This window comes from Haladaptatus halobius (genome assembly GCF_020618475.1).
In the GTDB taxonomy this organism is placed as follows: Archaea; Halobacteriota; Halobacteria; order Halobacteriales; family Haladaptataceae; genus Haladaptatus; species Haladaptatus halobius.
This window is the reverse complement of sequence record NZ_CP085335.1, coordinates 71,411-96,747: the sequence shown is the minus strand read 5'-3', so window position 1 is coordinate 96,747 and position 25,337 is coordinate 71,411. Positions and strand designations below refer to the sequence as shown.

At 61.8% G+C, this 25,337-nt stretch carries 29 protein-coding genes; 11 read left to right on the top strand and 18 right to left on the bottom strand.

The genetic code is table 11. The features are described from left to right. Positions 1 to 23: 23 nt before the first annotated feature. From LIW51_RS00470 to LIW51_RS00460, 3 genes are all read left to right on the top strand, one after another. Positions 24 to 1,295: a dihydroorotase gene (locus LIW51_RS00470; RefSeq protein ID WP_227375305.1), complete on the top strand. Its 1,272-nt coding sequence runs from the start codon at positions 24 to 26 to the stop codon at positions 1,293 to 1,295. A 184-nt stretch (positions 1,296 to 1,479) separates the two neighbouring features. After that, positions 1,480 to 2,190: a sugar phosphate nucleotidyltransferase gene (locus LIW51_RS00465; RefSeq protein ID WP_227375304.1), complete on the top strand. Its 711-nt coding sequence runs from the start codon at positions 1,480 to 1,482 to the stop codon at positions 2,188 to 2,190. Between the two features lie 60 nt (positions 2,191 to 2,250). Next, entirely contained in the window at positions 2,251 to 2,886 is a 636-nt protein-coding gene (locus LIW51_RS00460; protein WP_227375303.1) for a dienelactone hydrolase family protein, read from the top strand. On the opposite strand, the gene LIW51_RS00455 is transcribed toward LIW51_RS00460, so the two are convergent. From LIW51_RS00455 to LIW51_RS00415, 9 genes are all read right to left on the bottom strand, one after another. Further along, complete coding sequence (locus LIW51_RS00455) at positions 2,875 to 3,051, bottom strand: hypothetical protein (protein WP_227375302.1); 177 nt, start codon at positions 3,049 to 3,051, stop codon at positions 2,875 to 2,877. The two genes, LIW51_RS00460 and LIW51_RS00455, sit on opposite strands and share 12 nt — an antisense overlap. Before the next feature lie 41 nt (positions 3,052 to 3,092). Further along, on the bottom strand, positions 3,093 to 3,311 hold the full coding sequence (locus LIW51_RS00450; RefSeq protein ID WP_227375301.1) for a DUF6199 family natural product biosynthesis protein: 219 nt from the start codon (positions 3,309 to 3,311) through the stop codon (positions 3,093 to 3,095). Between the two features lie 40 nt (positions 3,312 to 3,351). Beyond that, complete coding sequence (locus LIW51_RS00445) at positions 3,352 to 3,708, bottom strand: DUF7268 family protein (protein ID WP_227375300.1); 357 nt, start codon at positions 3,706 to 3,708, stop codon at positions 3,352 to 3,354. Then, positions 3,708 to 4,637, bottom strand: coding sequence for an ABC transporter permease (locus tag LIW51_RS00440; protein WP_227375299.1), 930 nt, complete (start codon positions 4,635 to 4,637; stop codon positions 3,708 to 3,710). The genes LIW51_RS00445 and LIW51_RS00440 overlap by 1 nt, the downstream gene beginning before the upstream one ends. Then, complete coding sequence (locus LIW51_RS00435) at positions 4,634 to 5,647, bottom strand: ABC transporter permease (protein ID WP_227375298.1); 1,014 nt, start codon at positions 5,645 to 5,647, stop codon at positions 4,634 to 4,636. The genes LIW51_RS00440 and LIW51_RS00435 overlap by 4 nt, the downstream gene beginning before the upstream one ends. Before the next feature lie 57 nt (positions 5,648 to 5,704). Then, positions 5,705 to 7,372 carry an ABC transporter substrate-binding protein gene (locus LIW51_RS00430; RefSeq protein ID WP_227375297.1) on the bottom strand — a complete coding sequence of 556 codons (1,668 nt, stop codon included), beginning with the start codon at positions 7,370 to 7,372 and terminating at the stop codon, positions 5,705 to 5,707. Between the two features lie 414 nt (positions 7,373 to 7,786). After that, positions 7,787 to 10,414 carry an ABC transporter ATP-binding protein gene (locus LIW51_RS00425; RefSeq protein WP_227375296.1) on the bottom strand — a complete coding sequence of 876 codons (2,628 nt, stop codon included), beginning with the start codon at positions 10,412 to 10,414 and terminating at the stop codon, positions 7,787 to 7,789. An 80-nt stretch (positions 10,415 to 10,494) separates the two neighbouring features. Beyond that, complete coding sequence (locus LIW51_RS00420) at positions 10,495 to 11,016, bottom strand: GNAT family N-acetyltransferase (protein WP_227375295.1); 522 nt, start codon at positions 11,014 to 11,016, stop codon at positions 10,495 to 10,497. Further along, positions 11,013 to 11,381 carry a universal stress protein gene (locus LIW51_RS00415; protein WP_227375294.1) on the bottom strand — a complete coding sequence of 123 codons (369 nt, stop codon included), beginning with the start codon at positions 11,379 to 11,381 and terminating at the stop codon, positions 11,013 to 11,015. The genes LIW51_RS00420 and LIW51_RS00415 overlap by 4 nt, the downstream gene beginning before the upstream one ends. A gap of 76 nt (positions 11,382 to 11,457) precedes the next feature. Here LIW51_RS00415 and LIW51_RS00410 point away from each other — a divergent pair, with 76 nt between their 5' ends. Next, positions 11,458 to 12,267, top strand: coding sequence for a DUF5806 family protein (locus LIW51_RS00410; protein WP_227375293.1), 810 nt, complete (start codon positions 11,458 to 11,460; stop codon positions 12,265 to 12,267). Here the strand turns inward: LIW51_RS00410 and LIW51_RS00405 are convergent, their stop codons facing one another. Beyond that, positions 12,268 to 12,798, bottom strand: coding sequence for a DUF7529 family protein (locus tag LIW51_RS00405; protein WP_227375292.1), 531 nt, complete (start codon positions 12,796 to 12,798; stop codon positions 12,268 to 12,270). A 95-nt stretch (positions 12,799 to 12,893) separates the two neighbouring features. Then, on the bottom strand, positions 12,894 to 13,595 hold the full coding sequence (locus tag LIW51_RS00400) for a beta clamp domain-containing protein (RefSeq protein ID WP_227375291.1): 702 nt from the start codon (positions 13,593 to 13,595) through the stop codon (positions 12,894 to 12,896). Between LIW51_RS00400 and LIW51_RS40370 the strand changes: the two genes are divergently transcribed. Further along, positions 13,557 to 13,718, top strand: a complete 162-nt coding sequence (locus LIW51_RS40370) for a DUF8102 family protein (RefSeq protein WP_497007382.1) — start codon at positions 13,557 to 13,559, stop codon at positions 13,716 to 13,718. The two genes, LIW51_RS00400 and LIW51_RS40370, sit on opposite strands and share 39 nt — an antisense overlap. A gap of 64 nt (positions 13,719 to 13,782) precedes the next feature. On the opposite strand, the gene LIW51_RS00395 is transcribed toward LIW51_RS40370, so the two are convergent. Beyond that, entirely contained in the window at positions 13,783 to 14,238 is a 456-nt protein-coding gene (locus LIW51_RS00395; protein ID WP_227375290.1) for a universal stress protein, read from the bottom strand. 275 nt (positions 14,239 to 14,513) lie between these two features. On the opposite strand from LIW51_RS00395, the gene LIW51_RS00390 reads away from it, so the two are divergent. From LIW51_RS00390 to LIW51_RS00375, 4 genes are read left to right on the top strand one after another with little or no spacing between them, the layout of a single operon-like run. Then, on the top strand, positions 14,514 to 14,948 hold the full coding sequence (locus LIW51_RS00390; RefSeq protein ID WP_227375289.1) for a universal stress protein: 435 nt from the start codon (positions 14,514 to 14,516) through the stop codon (positions 14,946 to 14,948). Between the two features lie 35 nt (positions 14,949 to 14,983). After that, positions 14,984 to 15,949 (top strand): ATP-binding cassette domain-containing protein, encoded by a 966-nt coding sequence (locus tag LIW51_RS00385; RefSeq protein ID WP_227375288.1) that lies wholly within the window; start codon positions 14,984 to 14,986, stop codon positions 15,947 to 15,949. Positions 15,950 to 15,985: 36 nt separating this feature from the next. Continuing rightward, complete coding sequence (locus LIW51_RS00380; RefSeq protein WP_227375287.1) at positions 15,986 to 17,083, top strand: DHH family phosphoesterase; 1,098 nt, start codon at positions 15,986 to 15,988, stop codon at positions 17,081 to 17,083. Beyond that, positions 17,080 to 17,871, top strand: a complete 792-nt coding sequence (locus tag LIW51_RS00375) for a BtpA/SgcQ family protein (protein ID WP_227375286.1) — start codon at positions 17,080 to 17,082, stop codon at positions 17,869 to 17,871. The genes LIW51_RS00380 and LIW51_RS00375 overlap by 4 nt, the downstream gene beginning before the upstream one ends. A 187-nt stretch (positions 17,872 to 18,058) precedes the next feature. Here the strand turns inward: LIW51_RS00375 and LIW51_RS00370 are convergent, their stop codons facing one another. From LIW51_RS00370 to LIW51_RS00355, 4 genes are all read right to left on the bottom strand, one after another. After that, the gene (locus LIW51_RS00370) at positions 18,059 to 18,322 is read right to left on the bottom strand and encodes an ELL-associated factor (RefSeq protein WP_227375285.1); all 264 of its coding nucleotides are present in this window, start codon (positions 18,320 to 18,322) and stop codon (positions 18,059 to 18,061) included. 79 nt (positions 18,323 to 18,401) lie between these two features. Then, positions 18,402 to 18,815: a DUF5807 family protein gene (locus LIW51_RS00365; protein ID WP_227375284.1), complete on the bottom strand. Its 414-nt coding sequence runs from the start codon at positions 18,813 to 18,815 to the stop codon at positions 18,402 to 18,404. Next, on the bottom strand, positions 18,812 to 19,249 hold the full coding sequence (locus LIW51_RS00360; RefSeq protein ID WP_227375283.1) for a DUF7112 family protein: 438 nt from the start codon (positions 19,247 to 19,249) through the stop codon (positions 18,812 to 18,814). Before LIW51_RS00360 ends, LIW51_RS00365 begins: the two co-directional genes overlap by 4 nt. Before the next feature lie 39 nt (positions 19,250 to 19,288). Beyond that, positions 19,289 to 19,696, bottom strand: coding sequence for a 30S ribosomal protein S6e (locus LIW51_RS00355; protein WP_227375282.1), 408 nt, complete (start codon positions 19,694 to 19,696; stop codon positions 19,289 to 19,291). 104 nt (positions 19,697 to 19,800) lie between these two features. On the opposite strand from LIW51_RS00355, the gene LIW51_RS00350 reads away from it, so the two are divergent. Further along, complete coding sequence (locus tag LIW51_RS00350; RefSeq protein ID WP_227375281.1) at positions 19,801 to 21,138, top strand: metallophosphoesterase; 1,338 nt, start codon at positions 19,801 to 19,803, stop codon at positions 21,136 to 21,138. A 26-nt stretch (positions 21,139 to 21,164) separates the two neighbouring features. On the opposite strand, the gene LIW51_RS00345 is transcribed toward LIW51_RS00350, so the two are convergent. Both LIW51_RS00345 and LIW51_RS00340 read right to left on the bottom strand, forming a co-directional pair. Next, positions 21,165 to 21,575 carry an RDD family protein gene (locus LIW51_RS00345; RefSeq protein ID WP_227375280.1) on the bottom strand — a complete coding sequence of 137 codons (411 nt, stop codon included), beginning with the start codon at positions 21,573 to 21,575 and terminating at the stop codon, positions 21,165 to 21,167. 68 nt (positions 21,576 to 21,643) lie between these two features. After that, the gene (locus LIW51_RS00340) at positions 21,644 to 23,116 is read right to left on the bottom strand and encodes an aldehyde dehydrogenase family protein (protein WP_227375279.1); all 1,473 of its coding nucleotides are present in this window, start codon (positions 23,114 to 23,116) and stop codon (positions 21,644 to 21,646) included. Positions 23,117 to 23,606: 490 nt separating this feature from the next. Here LIW51_RS00340 and LIW51_RS00335 point away from each other — a divergent pair, with 490 nt between their 5' ends. Then, positions 23,607 to 25,049 carry an O-antigen ligase family protein gene (locus LIW51_RS00335; RefSeq protein ID WP_227375278.1) on the top strand — a complete coding sequence of 481 codons (1,443 nt, stop codon included), beginning with the start codon at positions 23,607 to 23,609 and terminating at the stop codon, positions 25,047 to 25,049. The last annotated feature ends 288 nt before the right edge of the window (positions 25,050 to 25,337 follow it).

Genomic DNA, 25,337 nt, shown 5'->3' with positions numbered 1-25,337 from the left:
CGCTCCCGAAGACACTGGCCGATATGCTCACCATCCGGAACGCGACGCTCGCCGACGGAAGCAAACGCGATGTTCGCATCGAAACGGACGCGGGGAGGATCGCCGCGGTCGGATCCTCGCTCACGGAATCCGGCGAGGTCGTCGACGCCGCGGGGAAACTCCTCCTGCCGGGGGCTATCGACGCCCACGTTCACTTTCGTCAGCCCGGATTTCCGCACAAGGAAACGTGGGAGACGGGTAGCAGGAGCGCCGCCGCGGGCGGCGTGACTACGGTCGTCGATCAACCGAACACGAACCCGCCGACCGTGGACGGCGAATCGTTTGATGCGAAAGTGGTGCTGGCCGCCGACTCCTACGTCGATTACGGTATCAACGGCGGCGTCACGCCCGACTGGAAGCCCGATGAGCTGTTCGACCGACCCATTCTCGCGCTCGGCGAGGTATTTCTCGCCGATTCGACGGGGAAGATGGGCATCGAGGAAGACCTGTTCCGCTCGGCGGTCGGGCGCGCCGCTGACGACTACGCCGTCGTGACCGTACACGCCGAGAACGCCGAGCTCTTCGATCGAGACGCGAAATCACGCGACGACCCGAACGCGTGGAGCGCCTACCGCACGGCGGAAGCCGAGGTCGACGCCGTCGAGCGCGCCTGCGAAATCGGCGCGGAATTCGGTGCACGACTCCACATCGCCCACACCAGCACGCCCAAGGGGATCGACGCGGCCCGCGATGTCGGTGCGACGTGCGAGGTGACGCCCCACCACATGTTCCTCTCGCGCGACCACCTCGAAGAACTCGGAACGTTCGGTCGGATGAACCCGCCGCTTCGAAGCGAGAAGCGACGGGAAGAAGTCTTCGCGCGCGTGGCGAACGGAACGGTCGATATGATCGCGACCGACCACGCGCCGCACACCCGCGAAGAGAAAGACGCGAGCATCTGGAACGCTCCGAGCGGCGTCCCCGGCGTCGAGACGATGCTCCCGCTCCTGCTGGAGCAGGCCCGTAAGGGCAATCTGAGCTACGACCGCGTGGCGGATCTCACCGCGCGCACCCCCTCGAAAGTATTCGGCCTGCCGCGAAAGGGTCGCATCGAGGAAGGCAGAATGGCCGATCTCGTACTGGTCGACCCCGACGAAACCCGCGAGATTCGGGGCGACGACCTCCACTCGAAATGCGGTTGGACTCCGTTCGAGGGCTGGACTGGAGTCTTCCCCGAGTTGACGATGGTGCGCGGGAACGTCGTCTTCGAGGACGGCGAATTCGGCGACCCAGTCGGCGAGAACGTTCGGGACTGAGTCGGCGACGCTACGACAGGTCGGGGAGTCCCGCTTCGGTTTCGTCTCGCCCGCCTTCCAACTCTGCGGGCCTGTCGAGGGTCGGTCGATTCGTACGACGGTTTCATCGTAACTGCGTCGGCCGAAACGGGGTTCGAGTCGGTCATTCACAAGTTCGAAGCGGTTTCGGACGCGATGGACACCCATGCAAGCAGTCGTCCTCGCCGCCGGAGAAGGAACGCGCCTCCGACCATTGACCGAAGACAAGCCGAAAGCGTTGGTCGAAGTGGCCGGTAAACCGATCCTCACGCACTGTTTCGAGACACTGGTCGAACTCGACGCCGAGGAGTTGATCGTTGTCGTCGGCTACGAAGGTGCGAAGATTCGGGAACGTTACGAGGAGTCGTTCGCCGGAGTGCCGATAACGTACGCGCGGCAGGACGAACAGTTGGGGATGGCGCACGCACTCCTGCGAGCCGAACCGCACGTCCGGGATGATTTCATGTGTCTGGACGGGGACTGCGTGATTCGGGCCGACCTCCGACCACTGGTCGAACGCCAGCGCGAGGACGGGGTGGACGCGGTGCAACACGCCGAAGAGGTCTCGCCCGAGGCGGCGCGCGTGAAAGCTATCTGCGACGTGACCGAGGACGACGAACTACTCGATATCGAGAAAGAACCCGACGACCCGCCGGAGCCGAGTCTCGTCGCGGCGGGGTTCGCCGTCTACAGTCCCGAAATCTTCGACGCGTGTGCGGACACCGAGCTATCGGTTCGAGGCGAGTACGAACTCGCGGAGTCGCTTCGGCGGTTCGCGGACGACCACACGATGCTGGCGATGACGACGGACGGGTGGACGGCGAACGTCAACACGCCCGAGGAACGGGCGGCGGCGGAACGGTGGCTTCGTCGGTGATGCGGCCCGAGTCGCCCGGGCCGCTACGGTTACCGACCTACGCGTCGAAACTCGAATGATATGGTGGGGGATGGAAACACCACAGTCGAGATACCGGTCGATGGCGTCCGACTCGAAGGCGACCTGCAGATTCCACAAGACGCAGCAGGTTTGGTCGTGTTCGCACACGGAAGCGGCAGCAGTCGGAAAAGTCCACGAAACAACTTCGTCGCCGAGCGATTGCACGAGTTCGGTCTCGGCACTTTGCTGTTCGACCTGCTCACCGAGAAAGAGGACGCGATCTACGAGAACCGATTCGACATCGACCTGCTGACCGACCGCCTCGTCGCAACGACGGAGTGGGTCGAAAACCGGGAGGAAACGGGGGACTATCGCGTGGGCTACTTCGGGTCGAGTACGGGGGCCGCCGCCGCGCTCCGCGCCGCGGCGCGCCGCTCCGAGGTGGGTGCGGTCGTCTCGCGGGGCGGGCGCGTCGATCTCGCCGCGGAAGTCCTCGATGCGATAGACGCGCCGACGCTGTTCGTCGTCGGCGAGCGCGATACGCAGGTGCTTCGACTGAACCGCGAAGTGGCGGCCGAGTTGACCTGCGAAAAGGAACTCGAAATCGTGGGGGGTGCGGGACATCTCTTCGAGGAACCGGGGACGCTGGCGGCGGTCGCCGACCTGACGGGCGATTGGTTCGCGTCACATCTCTAGCCGACAGCAGGCACCCGTCGTCAACTCCTCGTCTTCGATGTGCGCCGACAGACAAGCGTAGTTACAGAACTGCCCGGTTCGCCGTCTCGTTCCGTCGAGACGCTCGTCGACGAACACGGGTCGATGGTCGTCGATATCGCGCCCGCAATAGGAACACACGTTCATACCGAAACGGAGGACTCGCAGGTTGGTATCCGTTCCGTGGCTCACGGGAGGAAGAGCGACGCGAGCACCAGCACCAGTCCAACGAGCACGCATAACAGCCCGTAGACCTGATAGCGCGCGACACCGAACCCGTCGGGTTCGTGGGGCGGAACGACCGAAACCGACTGTCTGATGGTGAATATTTCACGGGGTCTTGTCACCGCAGTGATGCCGATTCCGGCGAGGAGAAGACCCACGAGCGTCGGTTCGAGAACAACCATACCACTCCTAACTATGATATGTGGCCAAAAATCTTACGGCTCAATATGCCGCACGCAAGACGAGCGTCATCGCACTCGCGCCGACCATACCGCCAGCGCCGAGACTACCGATGACAGTCATCGCGTGCCGGGAATTGGCCTCCGTCCAGTTTGAGTTCGTGTCGAGATGCTCTTGCATGTTCTCGACGGCTCGACCCGCGAGCACCGACCCCGACCAGCCGATCAGGGCGAATCCGAACGCGAGCGCACCGACGGCGAATACCTTCCGACTGGCGAAGGAGACCGACTCGCCCGCCACGACGGCGAGCAGGACGCCCGCAACGCCGAGGATGATTCCGTAGAGTCCGAACCGCCAGACGAGACGAACGCGGGGGCGTAGATAGCCGAACAGGCTCATCAGTCCACGGCTTCGCGCATCCGCGGGTCGAGCGCGTCGCGCATCCCATCGCCGAGCAGGTTGAAACCCAACACCGTCACGGCGAGGAACAGGCCGGGGAAGAACGACCACCACCACGCGCTCGGGACGCTGAACAGGCCGTTTTTGACGCCGTTCGAGAGCATCAGACCCCACGACGGGGTTCCGGGCTCCGCGCCGAATCCGAGGAATGACAGCGCCGCGAGGTCGATGATGGCGAGACCGAAGTTGAGCGTACTCTGTACCGTGATTGGCGCGAGACAGTTCGGCAGGACATGCCGAACGAGCACGCGCGGGTTCTTCGCACCGAGTGCCACCGTCGCGTCGATGTACTCGTCTTCGAGCACTTTCAGCGCCGTACCGCGGACGACACGCGCGAAGCGCGGCGTGTAGACTAACGTCAATGCGACGACCGCGCGCCAGAGACCCCATTTGTCGGGGAAGATGGCAACGAGTGCCAGCGACAGCAAGAGCGCCGGGAACGCGAGCAGAACGTCCATCGTCCGCATGATGACGTTGTCCGTAAGGTCGCTGTAGTAAGCCGCGATGATGCCGAGTCCGACGCCGAGGAGAGTCGAGGCGCTGACCGTGACCGTCCCGAACAGCATCGCGAACCACGCGCCGTAGAGGACGCGTGGGAAGAGGTCTTGGGCCTGCAAGGTTGTCCCGAAGAGGTACTTCCCACTCGGCGGGGCCAGACTTGGCTGGGTTCCGATGCGAGTTTCCTTGATGGCCGCGAGGTCGATAGTCAGTCGGGCGTAGATGGCGACCACTATAATAAACACGATGATCGTCAACCCGGTTACTGCGAGACGATTCGACAGGAGTTCGGAGAGAAACGGCGACGCCCGCAGTCGCTCCACGAAGCCGCGGGACGAGGCCGTTTCGTTGGATTCTGTTTGTGTGCTCATTGTTCTATCCTCGGATCGAGATAGGAGTACGTCACGTCCACGAACAGGTTGACGGCCGTGAACAGAAATGCAAAGGTCAACACAGTTCCCTGTATCACCGGGAAGTCACCGACTTCGATGGCGTCCACGAGCATGGTTCCGATGCCTGGAATACCGAAGACGGTCTCCGTTAGCACGGCCCCACCGAGCAGGGTACCGAACTGAATGCCGATGACGGTGACGACGGGAATCATCGCGTTACGAAATCCATGTTTCATCACGGTGATTTTCACACCCTGCCCTTTTGCGCGGGCGGTTCGGATGTAATCCTGCCGGATGACTTCCAGCATCGACGAACGCATCATCCGTGAGATGAGTGCCATCGAGTAGATACCAATGACCGCGGACGGTAAGAGCAGGTGCAGGGCCGCCGACTGGAACGCGGGAAGGTTCCAGTACAACAGCGTGTCAACCGTGATGAGGCCGGTTACCTGGTTGATACTGTACGCCGAATCGATACGGCCGCTAGGAGGCAGAATGCTGAGATACTGGGCGAACAGCAGGATGAGCAGTGGACCGCTCCAGTAGATCGGTACACTGATTCCCGCGAGCGCACCGACGCGGGTGAGGTGGTCGGTCGCCGAGTCCTGCTTGATCGCCGAAAGTATCCCGAGAGGGATGCCGAAGAGGATGCCGAATAATTGGCCGTAAATCGCCATCTCTACCGTCACCGGAAGTCGGTTTCGGAGGATCTCGGTGACCGGAACGCCCTTTCGAATCTGATAGGACTGGCCGAGATCGAGTTGTACCGCTTCCCACAGGAACTCTCCGTACTGCACCCAGACAGGCCGATCTAGTCCGAGCTGGTGGCGAACCTGCCGAACGAACTCCTCCGACGCGCGTTGGCCCGCGACCACGCGTGCAGGGTCACCCGGTGCTAGCTGGAGAATGGCAAATACGAAGGTCGCTACCCCGAACAGCACGGGAATAAGTAGCAACAGTCGTTTGACAACGAACCGCTTGGAGATCATCACCCGAAGGTGAAACGGCCGGGGGGCAAAAAAGCCCCGTTAGCCGATCGCAATCCGTTAGTTGAGTTTCACCAGACGCAAGAACGGGCCGCCGATGGGGGCGAGTTTGAAGCCGCTGACGCTCTTGTGAACACCGCGCAGGTCTTTCGCGTGATCCATGAACACCCACGGAGCCTCATCGTGGGCGAGTTTTCCTGCTTTCCTGTACTTCTCCTTACGGGTCGCTTCGTCGTAAGTCGCCTGTGCGTCTTCGACGAGTTTCATGTACTCTGTGTTCGCCCACGCCGCGACGTCGAGTGTGTTGATGTTGTCGTGTTTGCTCGGGTCGACCCAGTCCTGTCCGTCCGGCACCTTGTCGATGGACACGCCGGGGTGGAGCAGTGCGTAGTAGAAATTATCTGGGTCGGCGTTGTCCGTCATCCAGCCGAGGAAACACGCGTCGTGTTTGTACGAGTCGGTGTAGCTCAGGAACGGGTCGAACGCCTGTTGCTTGATACTCACGTCGATGCCGACGTTTTTCAAATTCGACTTGACGGTGTTCGCCGCCTGAATCGGGCTCGGGTTGTAGGTACGTGGGTTCTTGAACGTCGCCAGTTCGAACGAGAAGCCGTCACCGTAGCCTGCCTCCTTCAGGAGCTGTTTTGCCTTTTCGGGATCGTGTTTGTACGGACTGAGGCTGTCGTTGTAGCCCATCACACTACTTGGGATGGGTTGACTGGCCTGTTTTGCAATCCCATTGAAGATCGTATTGACGATACCTTTCGTGTCGATCGCATGGCTGATTGCCTGTCGAACCTTCTTGTTTCGGAAGGCTTCGACCTTGGACATGTTGAATGCCATGTAACCGACGTTGATACCGGCGTCCGAGACGAGTTTGGCGGCGTCGGAATTGTCAACTTGCTGGGAGGACTGCGCGCCGAGTCCGTCGATGATGTTTGCATCGCCGGCGATGAGCGTCTGCGCACGCGACGTGTTCTGGCCGACGACTGTGAAGACGACTTCGTCAACGTGCGGGCCGTCGCCCCAGTAGTCGCCGTTCTTTTCGAGGCGAACGCGATTGTTGCTCTTGTCCCAGTTCTTCAGTTTGAACGGTCCGGTACCGACCGGTTCCGACTTGAGTTTCGTGCCCTTCTCCTTGATCGCCTTTTCCGAGTGTACCGCGGAGACAAACATCGCGAGGTTCGGCAGGATGGGCGCATACTTCTTACTCAGCGTGATTTTTAGTTTGTGTTTGCTGACGGCTTTCACGTCATCGACGACACCGAAGGTGTACGGACCGTACGAAGAGGCATACGTCTTGCCGGGATAGTGCTCATACTTTTCGTCTACGAACCGGCGGAACGTGGCGACGAAGTCCGATGCGGTAAAATTATCACCGTTATGGAATTTTACATCTTTGCGGAGGTCGAGGGTTACCGTCTTTCCGTTGACGTTCCACTTCTTTGCAAGTCCTTCCGTCAGGGAGGTCTTACCAGGTTTGAATGCGATGAGCGTATCATACATCTGGTTCGTAACTTTCGCGGCCTCGCCGCTCGTCGTGTTCTGGAAGTCCAGCGAACCGGATTTATCACCGCGGGCGTAGGTGAGCGTACCGCCGCCACCGCTACCGTCGCCACCGGTATTACCGTCTCCACCGAGACAACCGGCGAGTGCCGCCGTAGCAGTAGCACCACCAGCCGCTTTCAGGAAACTACGTCTATTCGTTACGTTTTCGCGTGACGCCATACGGCACTGTGCTCACATGTTCCATATAAACATACCGAACCAATAATAGATAGTCTACGTACGAAACACCGCATAAAATCAGTCAAAAGCAGTGATTCGTCATCTATCCACACATTGAAAATTGATAAAATGGAATAGATTTGTCTTCGGTGCAAGGAAACTAAATGCAGAATCGATTCGGAATTCGTTCGACGACACGTCGTGGCCGAGAATTCGAATCGCTTGCTCGAAGCGGACGCTCGGCTCGAACGAGGCAGAATCCGCTGGTCGGATCCATGAGACCCTGCATTGGAACCGAATTACTTCTACCAGAAACAGTTTGTCGGATGGGTAAGAAAGCGGAAATTAATAGGAAATAGCGGGTAACAGACGAGAGAAAGCAGAAGCAGACAAGTCACTCAAGTCGATCGTAGATTACTCGGGTTGGTCGTATAGATGGCACGCAGAGGGGTGAGCGGTGTCTTGTAGGATCGGGCTTTGGCGTTCGCAGACGCTGGTGAAATGGTCGCGCAGGAGCGACTCCGCACCCTCCCAATCATCCTCTTCGAGGCGGTCGAACGACCGTTCCACGACGGCGCGAGGCTCACCGATAGGTTCCGTCTCGAATAGGTGGTTCCAGAGCGCGGCGTGGAACGCGCCGTCGGGTGGCGTTCCGCCGTCGGTAGCGGTCGCCTCCGGTACCGGCACGTCGTCCGCCGTGACTTCTTCGCGCACCGATTCAAGGTTGATGGCCCGGTCTTCGACCCGTTCGCGGTAGTCCATCACCTCGCGGTATGCTCGCTGGTCAATGTCCATCCCCTCCGGCGGGATTATCTTCGGACAGCGGGTTCGGAAGTGACAACCGCTCGGTGGGTCGATGGGCGAGGGAACGTCGCCTTCGAGGATGATGCGGTCGTCGGTGTCGGCCCGCGGGTCGGGTTCAGGAATCGCCGAGAGGAGCGCCTGCGTGTAGGGATGTTTTGGGTCGGCGAACAGTTCGTCCGTGTCCGCGACCTCCACGATTTGGCCGAGATACATCACCGCGACGCGGTCGCAGATGTGGCGCACGACGGAGAGGTCGTGGGCGATGAACAGGAACGTCAGGCCGAACTCCTCCTGGAGGTCTTCGAGCAGGTTGAGTATCTGGGCCTGCACCGACACGTCCAGCGCCGAGACCGGTTCGTCGGCGACGATGAAGTCGGGGTCGACCGCCAGCGCCCGGGCGATGCCCACGCGCTGGCGCTGTCCGCCCGAAATCTCGTGGGGGTAGCGGTCGCGCTGGCCGGGTTCGAGACCGACCGCCTCCATGAGTTCCGTGACCCGGTTGTCTCGGTTCCCCTTCGACAGTCCGTGAATCTTCAGCGGCTCGACGATAGTCTGCTCGACGGTCATCCGGGGGTCGAGGCTAGAGAGCGGGTCTTGGAAGATCATTTGCATGTCCTTACGCTTCTCCCGGAGTTCATCGTCGTCCAGTCCGCCGAGGTCGGTTCCGGCGAAGACCACCCGCCCGTCGGTCAACGCTTCGAGGCGGAGCAGCGAACGACCCGCGGTCGATTTTCCGCAGCCGGATTCGCCGACGAGGCCGAGCGTCTCGCCTTCGTAGATGTCGAAGCTCACGCCGTCGACGGCTTTCACGCTCTGATTGCCGTCCGAGAGCCACTTGTCGAGGAAGTCGTCCGCGCGCGAGTAGTACTTTTTCAGACTATCCACGGTCATCAGCGTCTCGTCCGTGGCGTGGCTTTCGGTCGTGATGCTCTCGTACTCCTTGATGTACTCGCTTTCGTCAAAATCCTCGAGGATACATTTTGCCCGGTGGTCTACGTCTTCGGGGCCGTGCTGGAGGTGCGGAATCTCGCCCTGCGTACACTCCGGTTGCGCCCACGGACATCGCGGTGCGAAGTGACATCCTTCGGGCATGTCGATGAGGTCGGGCACGTTCCCCTCGATGGGCGTCAACCGCTCTTTGTCCTCGCGTGGGATGGATTCAAGTAGGGTATAGGTGTACGGGTGACTCGGGTTGTGGAATATTTCGTCCACCGGCCCGACCTCCACAAGGTCGCCCGCGTACATCACGGCGACCCGGTCACAGGTTTCGGCGACGACGCCGAGGTCGTGCGTGATCATGAAGACGGACATGCCCATCTCCTCTTGGAGGTCGTTGATAAGGTCTAGAATCTGGGCCTGAATCGTCACGTCGAGCGCGGTCGTCGGCTCGTCCGCGATGAGCAGTTTCGGGCGGCAGGCGAGCGCGATGGCGATGAGCACGCGCTGGCGCATCCCGCCGGAGAACTCGTGGGGATACTCGTCCACGCGAGACTCGGGTTCCGAGATGCCGACCTCCTCCAGGATATCGATGGTATCTTGGAGGAGTTGCTCGTCGATGTCGCCCCCGCCGACCTTCGGGGCAATCTCCCGCACCGCGTTCCACCAGTTATCATTCTTCTTCCCGCCGTACTGGTGGAGGCGCAAGCTCTCCGAGACCTGCTCGCCCACGGTGAGTGCGGGGTTGAGCGAGGTCATCGGGTCTTGAAATATCATTCCCATCTCGCCGCCGCGGATGTCCCGCATGGCCGATTCCGGCGCGGCCATCAGGTCGACGTACCCCTTCTCGATGGTGAAGTACGCCTCGTCGTTCTCCTCCCCCTCGACCGCGATTCCGTCGGGATATTCGCGGGCTAGCCGGGCGGCGCGTTCGGCCTCCGACAGCTCCGAATCGTCGAGGAGTTCGCCGTCTGGAGCGCGCCCCCGGTCGACGGTCGCGCTCTCGACGACAATGAAGCCACTCTTTGCGTCGGTGGTGACGCCCGACGGGTACTTGCGCGCGAACCGGGCGACGGTTTCGGCGTCGTGGAACCGTAGATCACCGCTGGCGACCTCGCCCGGGTCGTCGATGAGTTGCATCGCCGAGAGCGCGGTGACGCTCTTGCCAGAACCGGATTCACCGACGAGGCCGACGGTTTCACCCTCGCGGATGGTCAACTCGAAGTCGTCCACCGCTTTGACAGTCCCTCGTTCGGTGTGGAACTGGGTTTTGAGATTCGAGATGGACAGTAAATCGGACACGATTATCCGGCTATGGTCTTCGCGTCAGCAAAAATCGTTCGATTAAGTGTAGCACGCGACACGGAAATACTCCGGAGTCGCTACAGTCGCAGCACCATCTCCAGTTCGAAGCTCTCCGCGTCGGCGGTCTCGAAGCCAACGTTCCGGTAGAGGTTCACCGCGGCGCGGTTCCACCGCTCCACTGTGAGCCACACCTTCTCGATACCCTGCTCTCGTCCGTAGCCCAGCAAGGTGCGGATGAGGTGCGACCCGATACCGGCGCGCTGGTACTCCTGATGGACGAAGATGGCGAGTTCGTACGCGTCGTTGCCGCCGGGGACGAGCGTCGCGTGGCCCGCGATGCGGTCGCTGTGCCACGCGACGACGTTCAACCCCTCGGCCAAGGTATTCACCCAATCGCGCACTCGCGGTTCCGTGGCCGGCGGAATCCCCTGCGCGCGGTCGGCGGGGTCGAAATCGACGTACATCGAGACGAGGGCTTCCTCGTCGTTCTCCTCGTAGGGCCGAATCTCTATCTCGCGCCCCTCGCGGTCGTTGAACGAGAGCGGCGGCTCCGAAAACGGACCCGCGGGTTCGTCCGGAAAGCGACGAGGTTCGCTCATCGTACCAGCTTCACCGTGACGTGCGAGTTCAACAGGACGAACTCGGCGATGTGGCCGAGTCGAATCTTCCCCATCGGACTCCGCTGGCCCCCGCCGAGGACGATCTGGTCGTAGCCCTCGCTCTCCGCGATGTCGAGCAGTCGGCTCCCGGGGTCGCCCGACACGTCCCGAATGGCGGCGTCGAAGTCGGCGTCAGCCAGCACCGCCTCGACCTTCTCGCCGATCTCGTCTTTCGCCCGGTCGCTCTCCGGGTTGTCGAGGACGGCGACGGTCAGATCGTCGCCCGCCGCCATCGCGCGCGAGACCGTCTGTTCAAGCGCGGTGAAGGAGTCGTCACTTCCGCCGATTCCCAGTAGCACCTTCATACATCTCCCATTCCCGTCGGGTGTCAAAACAGTTGGGTGCGATACGCTTTTGCGTTCCGCTCGGTAACGACGGCGTATGTCGAACGACCCCTCCCCACCGGAACCCGAGACGGAGGACGACCGAGATGATGCACCGAGAGAGACGCTCGACGACGCGCCGCGAAAATCCGACGAGACGTCACGAGAATCCGACGACGCACCTCCGGCGTCCGACGAGACACCGCCGGAGTCTGACTCACCGACCACCGCGTCCAACGACGCCGACCCGACGCGGGACGGCCCTGACACAACGCCGGGCGATTCGGACACCGCTTCAGACGCGTCCGACCCTGCGCCGGGCGGGCCTGACGCCGCGCCCGAACTCCCGCCGGACGTGCAGAAGTACGCGCGGTTCAAGAAGATGGACGGCGCGCAGTACGAGCGCGTCAACGAGTTCCTGCGCGACCGAACCTACATCACGGCCCGCGAGTGGGCCATCGCCCGACTCTGTGCCGACTTCCGAACCGAGACGGGCGTCGAGATGACGAAGATCGGGAACAATCTCCCGCACCTCGTCCCGTTCATGACCGACACGTACACCCCGCAGGCGGTCAATCAGGCGCGGTCGGCGTTCGAGGAGAAAGTTCGGAAAGCGGGCGCGACCTTCCTCTACGGCGCGATGTCCGGATTCTTCACCGCCGAGGACCTAGACGACGTGATGTACGAGGTGACCGAGGTGGCGAAATTCCTGCTCGAAGTCGAGGGCGTCGACCTCTCGGTGGACGAGGAACTCGCCGCAGAAGACCGGATTTCGAGCGTCATGCGCGAGGTGCGCGCGTCGAGCGAGCAGTTGCGCCACGACGAGATGGAGTGTCCGCACTGCGGGCGTGACATCGGCGATAAGTAGCTACTCTTCGGTCGTCTCGTCGGACGCGTCCGTTTCGTCCACGTCTTCCGACTCCGGCGGTCGGAACACGTCCGGGTCGTCGTGGGTGAACCGGATGCGGTCGTCGCTCAGCGTCCGGACGAAGGTGTGCATCTCCCCCGCAGCCATCGCGTCCACCAGCATCTTCTCGTCGCCCTGCACGTCGTAGTACGCCGGATAGCAGACCGCCGTCTCGGCGTCGTAGTCTTCCATGACGACGACGAGGAAGACGAGGCCGTCTCCGAGCGCCCGGAAGGCTTCGAACGCGTCGAACTCGACACCGTCCAACAGCGTCTCCAACGTTTCGAACTCGTTGTCCGGCACGAGCACGTCCAGCCCGAACTCGTCGTCCCGTTCCGTCCAGAGGGGCGTCACGTCGCCCGGATGGAGTTGCAGGGTCTCCCAGCCCGATTCCTCGTACTCCGCCGCCGTCGCATCCATGTCGGAGAGAACGTTCTCCCAAAACGGCATCGCCCGCTGATGTGCCGTGAAATTCGGCGTCGTCCCGTCCATACAGCGATGGGCGGCCTTTGCGGGTAAAAGGGTTGTGTCATCACGGGCCGCTGCGGACGCGAGACGCGCATCCCATCGAAGTTCTCAGTTCGCGGCTATCCGGGGAGAGACCAGATACTCGACGGAGCTCGCACCCTCGGCGAACGCGTAGCGAACCGAGAGGGTACGTTCGTTCCGAGCTGGAGGTCGAGTTCGAGATCGCGGGGCATCGCCCGCTCGATCGCTTTCAGATAATCGATGGAGAACAGCGAGCGTGCGTCCCCGGGCGTGAACTCGACGAGTTCGTCGGCCGGTAACGCGAGCGACACGTCGTCCGTGTCACCCGCCGCTTCGACGTAGAAGGCTGCTCGCTCTTCGTCGATGCCGAACGTGACGTGATCCGAAACCATATCCGCCGCTTTTACCGCGCGACCGATATCTTCAGCGTCGGTGACGATTCCCCCCGCGAACTCGAACTTGAAGTTCGTCTGATCGGGCGGCGAGCGAACCGTCTCCGGATCTAGAAATGCGAGGGTGTACGTGAGTTCGCAGATGCGAATCTCGAGTTTGCGCGTCTCCGCATCGAGCGTGAAGTAGACGAGTTGGTCGCGGTCAGCCATCCCCACGATATCACCGAGGCGTTCGACGCCCTCGTGTCCGCCGTTTCCTTCCTGTATCGAGCGGTCGAATACACCGACTTGGAGTTCGAAACGGTGCTGCACGAGGGGATCAACATGGCCAAGGCGTAGGGCGACCGGGCCGCGACCATTCGACTGGACGTGACCTTCCAGTCGCTCACCGCGAAGCAGTTGCGCCACAAGTTGGAATCGGGCGAATCGCTGTCGCTAACCGAGATAGCGTATCTCCACGAAAGCGACGAGGTGCGGGCGGACGAGCTAGCGCAGTATTTCAGGGACGTCGAGGGGCAGCCTCGGAGATAGACGACGGACGGATTCAATCGAAGGTGACCAATTTCTGAGCTCGTCTCGACGGAACTAGACGATCTCAGACCGAAAGGACGGGTTGACTCGCGTACAGCAGCACGTACTCCGCCGCCTTTTCCAGCACCTCTCCGGGTTCGCCGGATAGCGGTTCCCGCGGGATGACGAGGAAGTCGGCGTCGATCTCCTCCGCGCAGTCGAGAACGGCGCTGCCGGGGTGCTGGAGCTTTCGCTGGGTCGAGAAGCCGTAGGCGATGGAGTTACCCAGGGCGACGCCCGCGTCGTCCGCGACGGCGCGGGCGCTCTCGATGAACGACTCGGTTTCGTCGATAACGTCGTCCTCCTCGACGGTGCCCGTCTCTATCGCCCGGGACATCTCCTCGCCGAGGACGTACAGCGCGTGGACGTCGGCCTCGTACTGTTCGGCGATGCCGACCGCGTACTCGATCGCTCGCACCGACTCGTCGCTCCCGTCCACCGGAACGAGCACCGTGTTCACTTCGACTGGCGGCTCGGTCATACCTGTGAGTGTGCGCAGATGAGCCAAAAACCTTCTCCTGCCGCTCCGACAAACCGCAATCGGAGAGATTGCGGTCTGGGTGCAACCTTGCCCCGTCGGGCGTCTTGATAGCACACGACACAAGAACTTAGCCATTTGGATAGACGCAATTTAGCCCCTGAGCCGAAAGATTAGATCACGAAGCACCGCTCGCAACGAACGGGAGTCGCTCCGGCGACCAGAGGGAGACGTCCGCTCCTGAGAGTTTAAGAGCGATGGGACGAGAAAGACGAACGATGCTAGACACCGTCGTCATCGCCACCGATGGCTCCGAGAGCGTCGTTCGCGCGGTCAGAATCGCGCTCGACCTTACGCGCCGGTTCGACGCCGAAGTACACGCCCTCTACGTTGTGGACGCCGGCGAAGTCGAATCCTCGCCCGAGAAGCTCCGCGGGGAACTCCACGCCGCCCTCGAATCGGAGGGAGAGGAGGCGCTGGAATCGGTACGCGACCACGCCGACCGCGACGTGGTCACCACCGTCCGCGAGGGCGACCCCGCCGTCGAAATCCGGGAGTACGCCCGCGAACACGACGCCGACGTCGTCGCCACCGGAACCCGAGGTCGCCACGGCGAGAACCGATTCCTCATCGGCAGCGTCGCGGAGCGCGTCGTCCGTACCTGCCCGACGCCCGTGCTGACGGTTCGACAACTCGGCTCTGGCGAGGCGTGAAGAAAGCATATGTCAGCGCGCTACTATTTTCCGGCATGCCCGCCATCGAATTGGACGGCGTGACCAAGCGTTTCGGGAACGTCGTCGCCCTCCGCGTCGAAGAAGGCGAGGTGTTCGGTTTCCTCGGCCCAAACGGCGCCGGGAAATCGACGACCATCGATATCCTGCTCGACTACGTTCGTCCGACGACCGGCACCGCCCGCGTCTTCGGACGCGACGCCCAGCGCGAGACTCGCGCGGTCCACGAACGAGTCGGCGTCCTCCCCGACGCCTACCACGCCTACGATCACCTGACCGCCCGCCAGCACGTCGCGTTCGTCGTCGAGTCCCGCGGCGCGGACGACGACCCCGACGAACTCCTCCACCGCGTCGGCATCCTCGACGCCGCAGATCGCCGAGTCGAGGGATTTTCGAAGGGGATGCGCCAGCGATTCGTCCTCGGGATGGCGCTCGTCGGCGACCCCGACCTGCTCGTGCTGGACGAGCCGACGACCGGTCTCGATCCGAACGGGGCGCTGGCGATGCTGACCGGCGTCCTCGCGTACGCGGTCGTCTTCCTCGCCTTCGGCGGGTCGATTCCGCCGGACGACCTCGCCGTCTTCCTCGCGCTCGGTCTCCACCTCGGGGCGACCTACACGGGGACGGGGGTCAGCATCTCGGCCGCGGTGAAGACGAAGAATCGCGCGCTGGTCGGGAGCGTCGTCTTCTTCCTCCTAACGCTGATAGGCTGGACGGCCATCTCGAACGTACTCCGATACGTCCTGAACGGTTTCTCGACGCCGCGAGGGCCGCAACCCGAGTGGGCCGTCTTCCTCGATAGGCTCAATCCCGTGGAGGCGTACCAGACCGCCACTGACGCCTTGATGAAGACGGGCGGGATGTGGATGCCGCCGGGAGACGCCTTCTACTACACCAGGTGGTTCGCCCTCGTCGTCCTCGTCTGCTGGGCCGTGGTGCCGGTGGCGCTCGGCTACCGACGGTTCCGCACGGTCGACCTGTAACCGGGAACTCTTTGCGCCGGGCGTCGGAGAGGGCGTATGGAAGACTGGGTTATCGACGACGAGAACCTCTCGCTCGAACGAAAATCGCTATTGCCGGGCGAGGGCTTTTTCGTGCCCGACTCGCTCGAGGAACAGAAGGAAGAACAAGAAGCGCAGGAGGCGCTGTCCGGTGCGGACGTGGCGGTCGTCGCCGACCCGGACGCCGACGGACTGGCCGCGACGGCGCTCGTCCGCGAAGCCTACGGCGAAGGTGCGCTCATCGACGCCGGACCGCACGACTTGGACGACGCGCTGGAGCGCGTGGTCGCCTACAGCGAACCCGACGCGACGGTGTTCGTCTGCGACCTCTGCCCGGACGCCTACGAACCCATCGCGGAGGAGTTGACGGTGCTCGTCGCCGAAGCGAACGAGGTGTACTGGTTCGATCACCACCAGTGGGACGACACCGTGGCCGACGCGGTGCGCGACGCCGGCGTCGAACTCGTTGTCGGCGAGTCGGACGAGGAGTGTACCGCCGACGTGGTGGCTCGGTCACTCGATTACGACTTCCCGGACTACCTCGTCGAACTTGCCGCCGTCACGCGCGACCACGACCTCTGGCTTCGCGAAGACCCGCGCAGCGACGACCTCGCGGACTACTCCTACTGGTCGGAACCCGAGGAGTACATGGCGGTCATCCAGGAACACGGCGCGGACCTCCCCGAGGAAGTACGGCAGTTCCTCGCCGAACAGCGTGTCGAGAAGGACGCGCTCGTCGAACGAGCGGTGGAGCGCGCCGACGTGAAGGAGATCGGCGACTGGACAGTCGGCGTCACCTACGGTCGCTGTTCGCAGAACGAGGTTGCCGAAGCGATGCGCGAACGGGGTGCGGACGCCTCGGTCGTCGTCAAACCCGCCGGGAGTGCGAGCATCCGCGGCACCGACGAGTTCCAGCGGTGCCACGAGGTCGCCCGGCAGGTCAACGGCGGCGGCCACCCGAAAGCCGCGGGATGCAAACCCGACATCTACGACGACATGCTCGACTACGCCCACCACTGGACGACGCAGGGCGCGGTGGCGAAGCAGGTGATTCTGGACGGGTTCCGAAATCTAGAACCCGAGAACGACGACTCCGAGGAAGCGAACGAAGAATGAGCGTGCTACCGGACGACACCATCGTCGGCATGGTTCACCTGTCAGCCCTGCCCGGCGCGCCCGGATACGACGGAAACTTCGACGCCGTCCGCACCCGCGCGCTCGCCGACGCCCGCGCACTCGAAGCGGGCGGGGTGGACGCGATAATGGTCGAAAATTTCGGGGATACTCCGTTCTACCCCGACGACGTGCCGAAACACATCGTGGCGTCGATGACCCGCGTCGCGACGGAACTCCGGCGGGCGGTCGACCTCCCGCTCGGCGTGAACGTTCTCCGGAACGACGCCGAAGCGGCCCTCTCGGTTGCGACCGCCGCCGAAGCTGAGTTCGTCCGCGTGAACGTCCACACTGGCACGCGGCTGACGGATCAGGGCATCGCCGAAGGGCGAGCGCACGAGACGCTCCGCCTCCGCGACGAACTCGATTCCGACGTGGCGCTCTTCGCCGACGTGGACGTGAAACACTCCGCCCCGCTCGCGGAGCGGCCTACCGCCGAACTGGTCGCCGAGGCGGTCGAACGCGGGCGGGCGGACGGTCTCGTCGTCAGCGGGCCGGGAACCGGCCGGCCGGTGGACGCCAATTCGCTGGAATCGGTCGTCGCCCGCCGGGACGAACTGGGCGTCGAGACGCCCGTACTGGTCGGGAGCGGTACGACCCCCGAGAACGTCTCCGGGCTGCTCGACGTGGCGGACGGCGCGATAGTCGGAACCGCACTGAAAGCGGGCAATGAGACGACGAATCCGGTGGACGAAGCGCGGGTGACGGAACTGGTCTCACGCCGCCGGTGAATCCGAGTATCGAGTTCGCCGTGTTCTTTACGCAATATTTAGAAAATTATATCATTTATTATTGATTTTCTGTTGATGCACCAGCGGGTGCGGCGGTGACCGAAGGGGCTATCAGTCGGAGAAGGCACCCATTTCGTCATCCGGCGGCCTCGGCCGTCACCGCTCTCCGATCATCCGTCGATGAGAGCTACGGCCTACGGAAAACGTAGGTCGAGCCTGCCCGTTCGATGCGAATCGCCCCTCTGTCGTGGTCGAAGACGAGCGAGTCGGCGCGTCCGTCGAAATCGTGCAGGGGCATCCCGGCGGTCACCCGGCCGTCGCGCGTGACGGCGAATCGGGCCACTCCCATCCGGGAGACGAGTTTCGCGTCGGACGCGTCGACCTCCCCGGCGAACCGGCGGAGATGCGACTCGACCGCGTCCCAATCGGAGAGCGGTACACGTTCTACCATACGGAATCCATCGCCGGGAGCGAGCAAAGCGGTGACGGTCGAAACGGTTGCAGACCGCCGATCGGCGCGGTCGAATCGGTTAGCGTTCGCCGGCGATCCACTTCTGCGAATAGGCGGTTCCGCACTCGCAGTAGGCGTACGCGTGGATAACGTCACCCTCGGCGTAGAGGCCGCCAACCTCCTCGTTCTGCGCTTCCGCGAACGCGAAGACGAACTCCACGTCGTGGTCGTCCTCCGGGCAGTCGCCGCCCGCGAGGTTCGGTGCGATTTCGCCGTCGGTTCCCATCGCTCGTTTGGCGAAGTCCATCGCGTCCATCCCGGTCGCCTTCTCGAAGACGCTTCGACCCGTCTCGCCGGAGACGACGAGGAGCGTCCCGCCGGGAACCGACTCGCCGTACTCGGCCAACGAGTCGCCCGAGACGAACGAATCGGCGAGGAAGAGGGCGATATCGTCCGTGCGCTCGCCGGCGAGGAACTCGTCTCGTCTACTCATCGGTCTTCCACCTGTCGCGCGATGTCGGCGAGGCTGTCGTTCGGTTTCTCCGTCGCCGCGTACACCGCCCGTTCGCCGGGGTTCCGAAGTCCGTATTGGAATCCTTCCTCGACCACGTCGACGAGCACGGACTGGCCGAGTTCGCGGTCGCTCCCGGCGAACCACTCGACGAGGCGGTTGTCACCGTCGCTCGGATTGCGGGCGAGTCGCGGCGTGTCGTACGCGCCGCGGATGAGCCGACCGTCGCCGGTCAGCGGACGTTCGATTCGAGCGCGGTACTCCGTGTCGTCGATGACGAGTCGGACGAGTTCGTCCGCCGGAAAAGCGTCCGCGTCGTCCGCCGAAATCTCGATGCGCGGACGGTTCGTCGCGCCCGCCTGCGCGAGCGTCGCACGGATCGTGTCTGTGGTATCGCTGGAAACCCGCTGGGTCATGGTGAAAAGCTCGTGGAGAGTGGTGTCTGTTTCGCCGCGTTACTCGTCGCTTTCGTCTTCGTCGCCGCCTTCGCCGTACAGTTCGTCGACCGACTGGTCGCCGCGCTCGGCGATCTTGACGTTCAGTTGGGCCACTTCCTCGCTGACCTCCTTGCCGCGAACCGAGATTCGGCGGCGCTCGCCGTCCCGCTCGGGGTTGTAGCCCGTACCGCCTTTGAGGAGCACGTCCTTGAGGTTCGGCCCGGCGACGTCGCCGCGCATCGGGCGACCGGCGTTGTCGGAGCCACCCGTTATCTCGACCGTGTAGCCGTCGAGGCCGACGGCGCCACCGTCTACGTCTTCGCCGATGGATTTGCCGAGGAATCGGTTCGCGTCCTGTCCGTCGATGTCGCGCTGATACGCCGCCCCGGAGTCGGGATCCGCGACGACGACCTGAAAGTTTGCCATACGGGAGAAATATCGGGCGCTCCCTAAAAGGACATCGAAACCGACCGTCTTCCGGACGAAACCCCTTTCGCCCGCGCGGTCGTCTATTGCTTCGGGGAAGGGGAATGTCCGATGTCTACTACTTCGTCAGCGACCTTCACGTCGGGGGTGACGAACAGCTACAGGAGTGCGAGTTCGAAGATGAGTTCGTCGAGTTCCTCCGGAAACTCGACGGAGCCGACGAGGACGCGGAACTGATAATCCTCGGCGACGCGTTCGGCCTCTGGGAGTTCACCGAGACGGACGGGATGGCGAAGTTCAAGGAACTCGTCGAACACCATCCAAAACTGTTCGACCAACTTCGCGCGACCGGCGAGAACGTCACCATCACGCTCATTCCAGGCAACCACGACGCCGAACTCGCGGGCTACTCAGCGTACGTTGAACGCCTTCGGGAGTACAACGTCGAACTCGACCCCACGCTCTCGCTGGCCAGACCGGTCGCCGGGCAGACAATTTGGATCGAACACGGGATGCAACGGGACGCGAACAACCGGATGCCCGAGTTCGGGAACCCGTACGCGAACCCCCTCGGCTACTTCGTGAACCGCCACATCACGGGAAAGGCCGGACAACTGTCCGGACACGGGAAGTACAACTGGCTCAAGGACATCCAGTCGGTGACGCCGCTCGAAGAAATACCGCAGTGGATCGCGTCGAACTACTTCTACCGCGAGATGAGTCCGTTTCTCCGGTACGCCGCGCTTCCGTTCCTCCTGCTTTTTCAGGTGAGTATCGTCTATCTGGCCGTCCTGCTCGTCGGGGATAGCGGCCTGTTCGGAGCGAGAGCCGCGACGAGGCTCACCGGCGCGCTGCTTCGACAGTTGGGACTGGTCGGTAGCCTCATCGAATTCGTCTTCGTCGTCAACTTCGTCATCGTCTCCCTCCTGTTCGTCATCTCGATTCCGCTGTACTTCTTCGCCCGCGACGTGCGGAAGACGCTCGAACGGTTCGACCTCGTTCGGCCGAAAACGGACACCGAAGACCCCGACGCACCCTACGTCGAAGCCGCACTCGGCGTGTTCGAAGCTAACCCGGATGTCGCGGCGTTCATCTACGGACACACCCATCGAGTGTCGCTATCGAGGGTCGGGAAGCGCGTCATCATCAACACCGGGACGTGGCTCAAGCGACTCCACCGGACGCCGACGTGGATCGGCGTCCTCCCGCCGGTGTACTACCCCTCCTTTCGGCTGAACTACTTCCGAATCAGCGAGGAGGCGGGGAACGTCGTCGTCGAGTACGAGACCATCGAGAAGGACGCACCGAGGGAACTCTCGCTACTCGAACGACTGGTGAGTAGACGTCCGAAACCCGACCCGGGAATACCGGAACGAACCGTCATCGAATCGCCGCAGAAAGAGACGGTCGAGTCGCCGACGCAAACGGACGGGGGAGAGTAGCGAGCGGGATTTCCGAGGCGCGCGAGCTACCGCGCCCGGACGACCACGGTGTTCGCGGCCATGTCGCCGATTCGCTGGCGGTCGTCGTTGACGAGCATGACGACGAGCGCGACGGCGTAACTCAGGATTCCGTCGACGAACCGAAGCAGATTGCGGACGAGCGAGGCACCCATCGTACACGGGTCGCCCGAGCGTTTGACGACGACGATGCCGAGCAGACGCTTGCCGAGCGTCTGGCCGAACAACCCTTCGAGGACGATGAAGTAGCCGAACATACCCGAGAAGACGCCGAGCCAGATGCCCGCTCTGCCGAGCGCCAACGCGAGCGCGAAGCCGACGACGAGCGCAGCGATGAACGAGATGATGTGGTCGATGACGAACGCGCCGACGCGACTGAGGATCACGTCCTGCTCCGTGTCCATAACTGGTTCTGCCATGGAACCTCGGTTACCCATCGTGAGAATAAGTCTTCTGTTCGCCGGGAAAAGTCGACCGAGGCGTCGAGTTAGAACGGATACTGGCGGCGCTCGCGCTGCACGGAAATCCACTTCTCCTGCGTGAGTTCGCCGAGAATCGCGTCGCCGTTGTACCTTCCCATGCCCGACGCCTTCACCCCGCCGAAGGGGACGTGCGGTTCGTCGTTGATGGGCTGGTCGCCGATGTGAACCATCCCGGCGTCGATGGCGTCGGCGATGTCCTGTGCGCGCCCGAGATCGCCCGCGTGCACCGACGCGGCCAGCCCGTATTCGGTGTCGTTGGCGAGTTCGACGGCCTCTTCGTCGCTTTCGGCGGGGATGACGGGCGCGATGGGGCCGAAGTGCTCGTTGCAGGCGGCGGCCATGTCGTTCGTCGCGCCGGAGAGCACGGTCGGCTTGACGAACAGTCCTTCGTCGTGTCCGCCGGTTTCGAGCGTCGCCCCGGCATCGACCGACTCCCGGACGTACTCCAGCATCTGGTCGCGCTGGTCTTCGTTGATGATGGGACCGATGACCGTCTCGGAATCGGTCGGGTCGCCGACGGGGAGTTCCTCGGCACGCTCGGTCAGGCGGGAGACGTACTCGTCGTAGAGGCTCTCATGGACGATGTGGCGGTTGATGGAGATACATACCTGTCCCTGGTGGAGGAACGACCCGAAGACCGCGCTGTCGACGGCAGCCTCGACGTCGGCGTCCTCGGTGACGACGTGGGGGTTGTTCCCGCCGAGTTCCATCGCTGGGAGCGCGAGGTTCTCGGCGGCCTGCCCCGCGACTCGCTGGCCGACCTGCGTCGAACCGGTGAACGCGATAACGTCGGCCTCGGGGTGGGACGCCATCCGGTCGCCGATGTCCGACCCGTGGCCGGGAACGACGTTGAGCACCCCTTCGGGTAGACCGGCTTCCTCGAAGATGCGGGCGAGGAGGAGTCCGCCGACGACCGGCGTCGGCGAGGCGGGCTTTAACACGACCGCGTTCCCGAGCGCCAACGCCGGAGCGACGGCCCGCATCGAGAGGTGAAACGGGAAGTTCCACGGCGAGATGACGCCGACGACGCCCATCGGGACGCGTTTCACCTGATTCTCCTTGCCCGGAATCGTCGAGTCCTTTATGTCGCCGCCGACGCGGAAGGGGAAGTCCGCCGCCTGTTGAGTGATTCCGCGGGCGGTCTGGAACTCCGCGAACGATTTTGCGTTCGCGCCTCCCGCCTCGATGGCGAGCGAGCGGAGGATGGCGTCGCGGTGCTCGTCCAGCAGGTCAAGCGCCGATTCGATAACCGACACCCGTTTGTGCGGCGGTCGGTCGGCCCACTCCGACTGCGCCGCTGCGGCCGCCTCGTAGGCGCGGTTCACGTCGTCCTCAGTCGCGGCGGGCACCGACGTGATCTGGTCACGCGTCGCCGGGTTCGTCACCTCGATTTCGTCGCGGTCGCCCCCATCGACCCATTCGCCGTCGATGTAGAGGGCGTTCCACTCTCCGTCGGTGGTGAAGGCATTGTTTGACATTCACTTCCAAGTATTGTCTTCGTGCGGATAAAGAGCAGGGCGCAGTAGTTTCCGTGTCTTACAAAGTATTCCTTCGGAAAGGGATTTGATGCCTCAACGATGAGAAGAACTCCTCTCTCCATCGATGGTGAAAAACTGTCTACCGCTCGCGTCAATTCTATCGTTAAAATAATAATTTTAAAGACATAATTTTGGTTTTGTCTTTTCTACTCATATCAGTTTTTATATGTGCAACCAATGTGGTTTATCGGACATGTATGAGGCTGCTCGTTTGCGAAGGCGAGACGAACAGGGTCGCTTCTCACCGTGACCGTTTCCTAGTAATGGGAAAGAAGCCCATGATACGTGAGTACTGCTCAAGCAGAGGGACGATCAGCAGAACAAATTAGAGTCTGTAAATTTCGGTAATATATATGTAATCTTCAAATTTTTGTTGAAATGTTCTATAATGGCCTAGTCTAATACACTCTCGTATGAGGGTCAAGATAAAATGAAACTGAAAAACCAACGGACATCTACGACGACACTCCCAGTAAACCCATTTCAACGCGAACTCCTTCCCCTCGTGCTCGTACAGCTCTTCTTGCTCCCCCTCCTCTTCGCTGAGGTATTACTTCGAGCGACGAACAGTCCTGAATGGTTATCCTCATTTCACCTTAATCTCCTCTATGTTTTCTTCGCTCCAATCCTTCTATTCGTCCACGCCTATTACCGAAGGGATCGAAATCTCTGGCTTCATGTCGCACAACTCGCGATACTGATACTGCTGACGTTCGCCCTGTTGCGACAGAAGTACACGTACATTCCACCTGCCGACGAAGGTCGCACCATCCACGTCGCCATTCTCTACCTCTATTATCTAGCTTACCCACTGCTCGGATACGACCTCATTGATTTCCTTTGGGAACGAGCAGTCTACATTGCGGCGTACGCGACGGTACTCGGCGTGTACTTCTTCCACGTCAACGGGATGGCTGCCGGATCGGGAAGAGCAAGTTTCGTCGTCTTCGTCGGGCTGCTCTTCGGGATGAATCTGTTTTTCATTCCGCGACACGTCTCCCGCGACGTCTTCCTGTGGGCAGTGAGTCTCGCTTCATCATTCGCGGTCGGACTTGGACTCCTGGCCTACGTACTCGGGGAGTATCAGATATTGTGGTTCCAAATACAACTGTTCGGGGCCGAGTTCAGTCCCCCTCTGCTCGGCACCAAACTCCACTTTTTGCAATCTATCTTCGGGAACCCGAACACCCTTGGTGGACTCGCATTCGCAGGTGCGTTTGCGGCACTTGTACTCACGGGCGAAGCCCTACGGCGGCGGTCGTTCCTGCTCGTTCCGGTCGCAGGCGCGATGTTCGTGCTGAACAGTATTGGCGTGTACGCGAGTTATTCTCGGGCGAGTTGGCTCGCTTTAGCACTCGCGGCAGCGGTGTACGTTACCTATGTCGTTTTGGGTCGACGAGCCGCCGCCTACACTACCGTCGCACTGGGCGTACTGACGGGATTCTTTTTCGTAGGAATGTCCCTCTCGATCGTCCCGATCGACTCACACGGTCGGTTCGCGCTCTGGGAGGGCGGTCTTCGAGCTATACTAAACGCACCGGGGTCACTCGGTTACGGCGTTGTCTCTGAAGACAAGGTCATCGCGCCGTTCGTGCCAGATCCACAATTCCGTGGGTATTCGCCCCATAACTCCTACGTGGAGATATTCATCAACGTCGGAATTGTCGGTGGGCTCGCGTACCTAGTATTGACGCTTGGAAGCATTACCGAAGGGTTGTTTAGATACGAAACCGTCGACGTTCCGATGCTTGCGTTCGCGTTTGGCTTCTCGGTTCACCATATGTTCGAAAAATATACGATGTTCAATATCGCTATTGCAACGATCATCTCCGCGCTGGTCTTCGGTTATCTCATCAACGGATATCGGCAGTAACGACGGTCGAGAATTGGATCGTCACCGCGCAACGCGACGCACGATTCGTTTCGCCCCTTCGATATCGGCACCGGATCGGGTTCTCGTGTGCTCATGTGACTTTCTTTTGTTACTAGTACGTTTGGAGTAGCCGCTAATCTCGACTTCTGTTGGTGGTGTAAGATCGTTTTTCGAGGGTTTTTACAGTGTGTTTCGGCGAGTTATAAGTTCCTTCTTTGATTCGTCTAGCAAGATATTCGGAATTTTTTCTATATTATATAAATGCGAATATATTTTTTGTTTTATGAA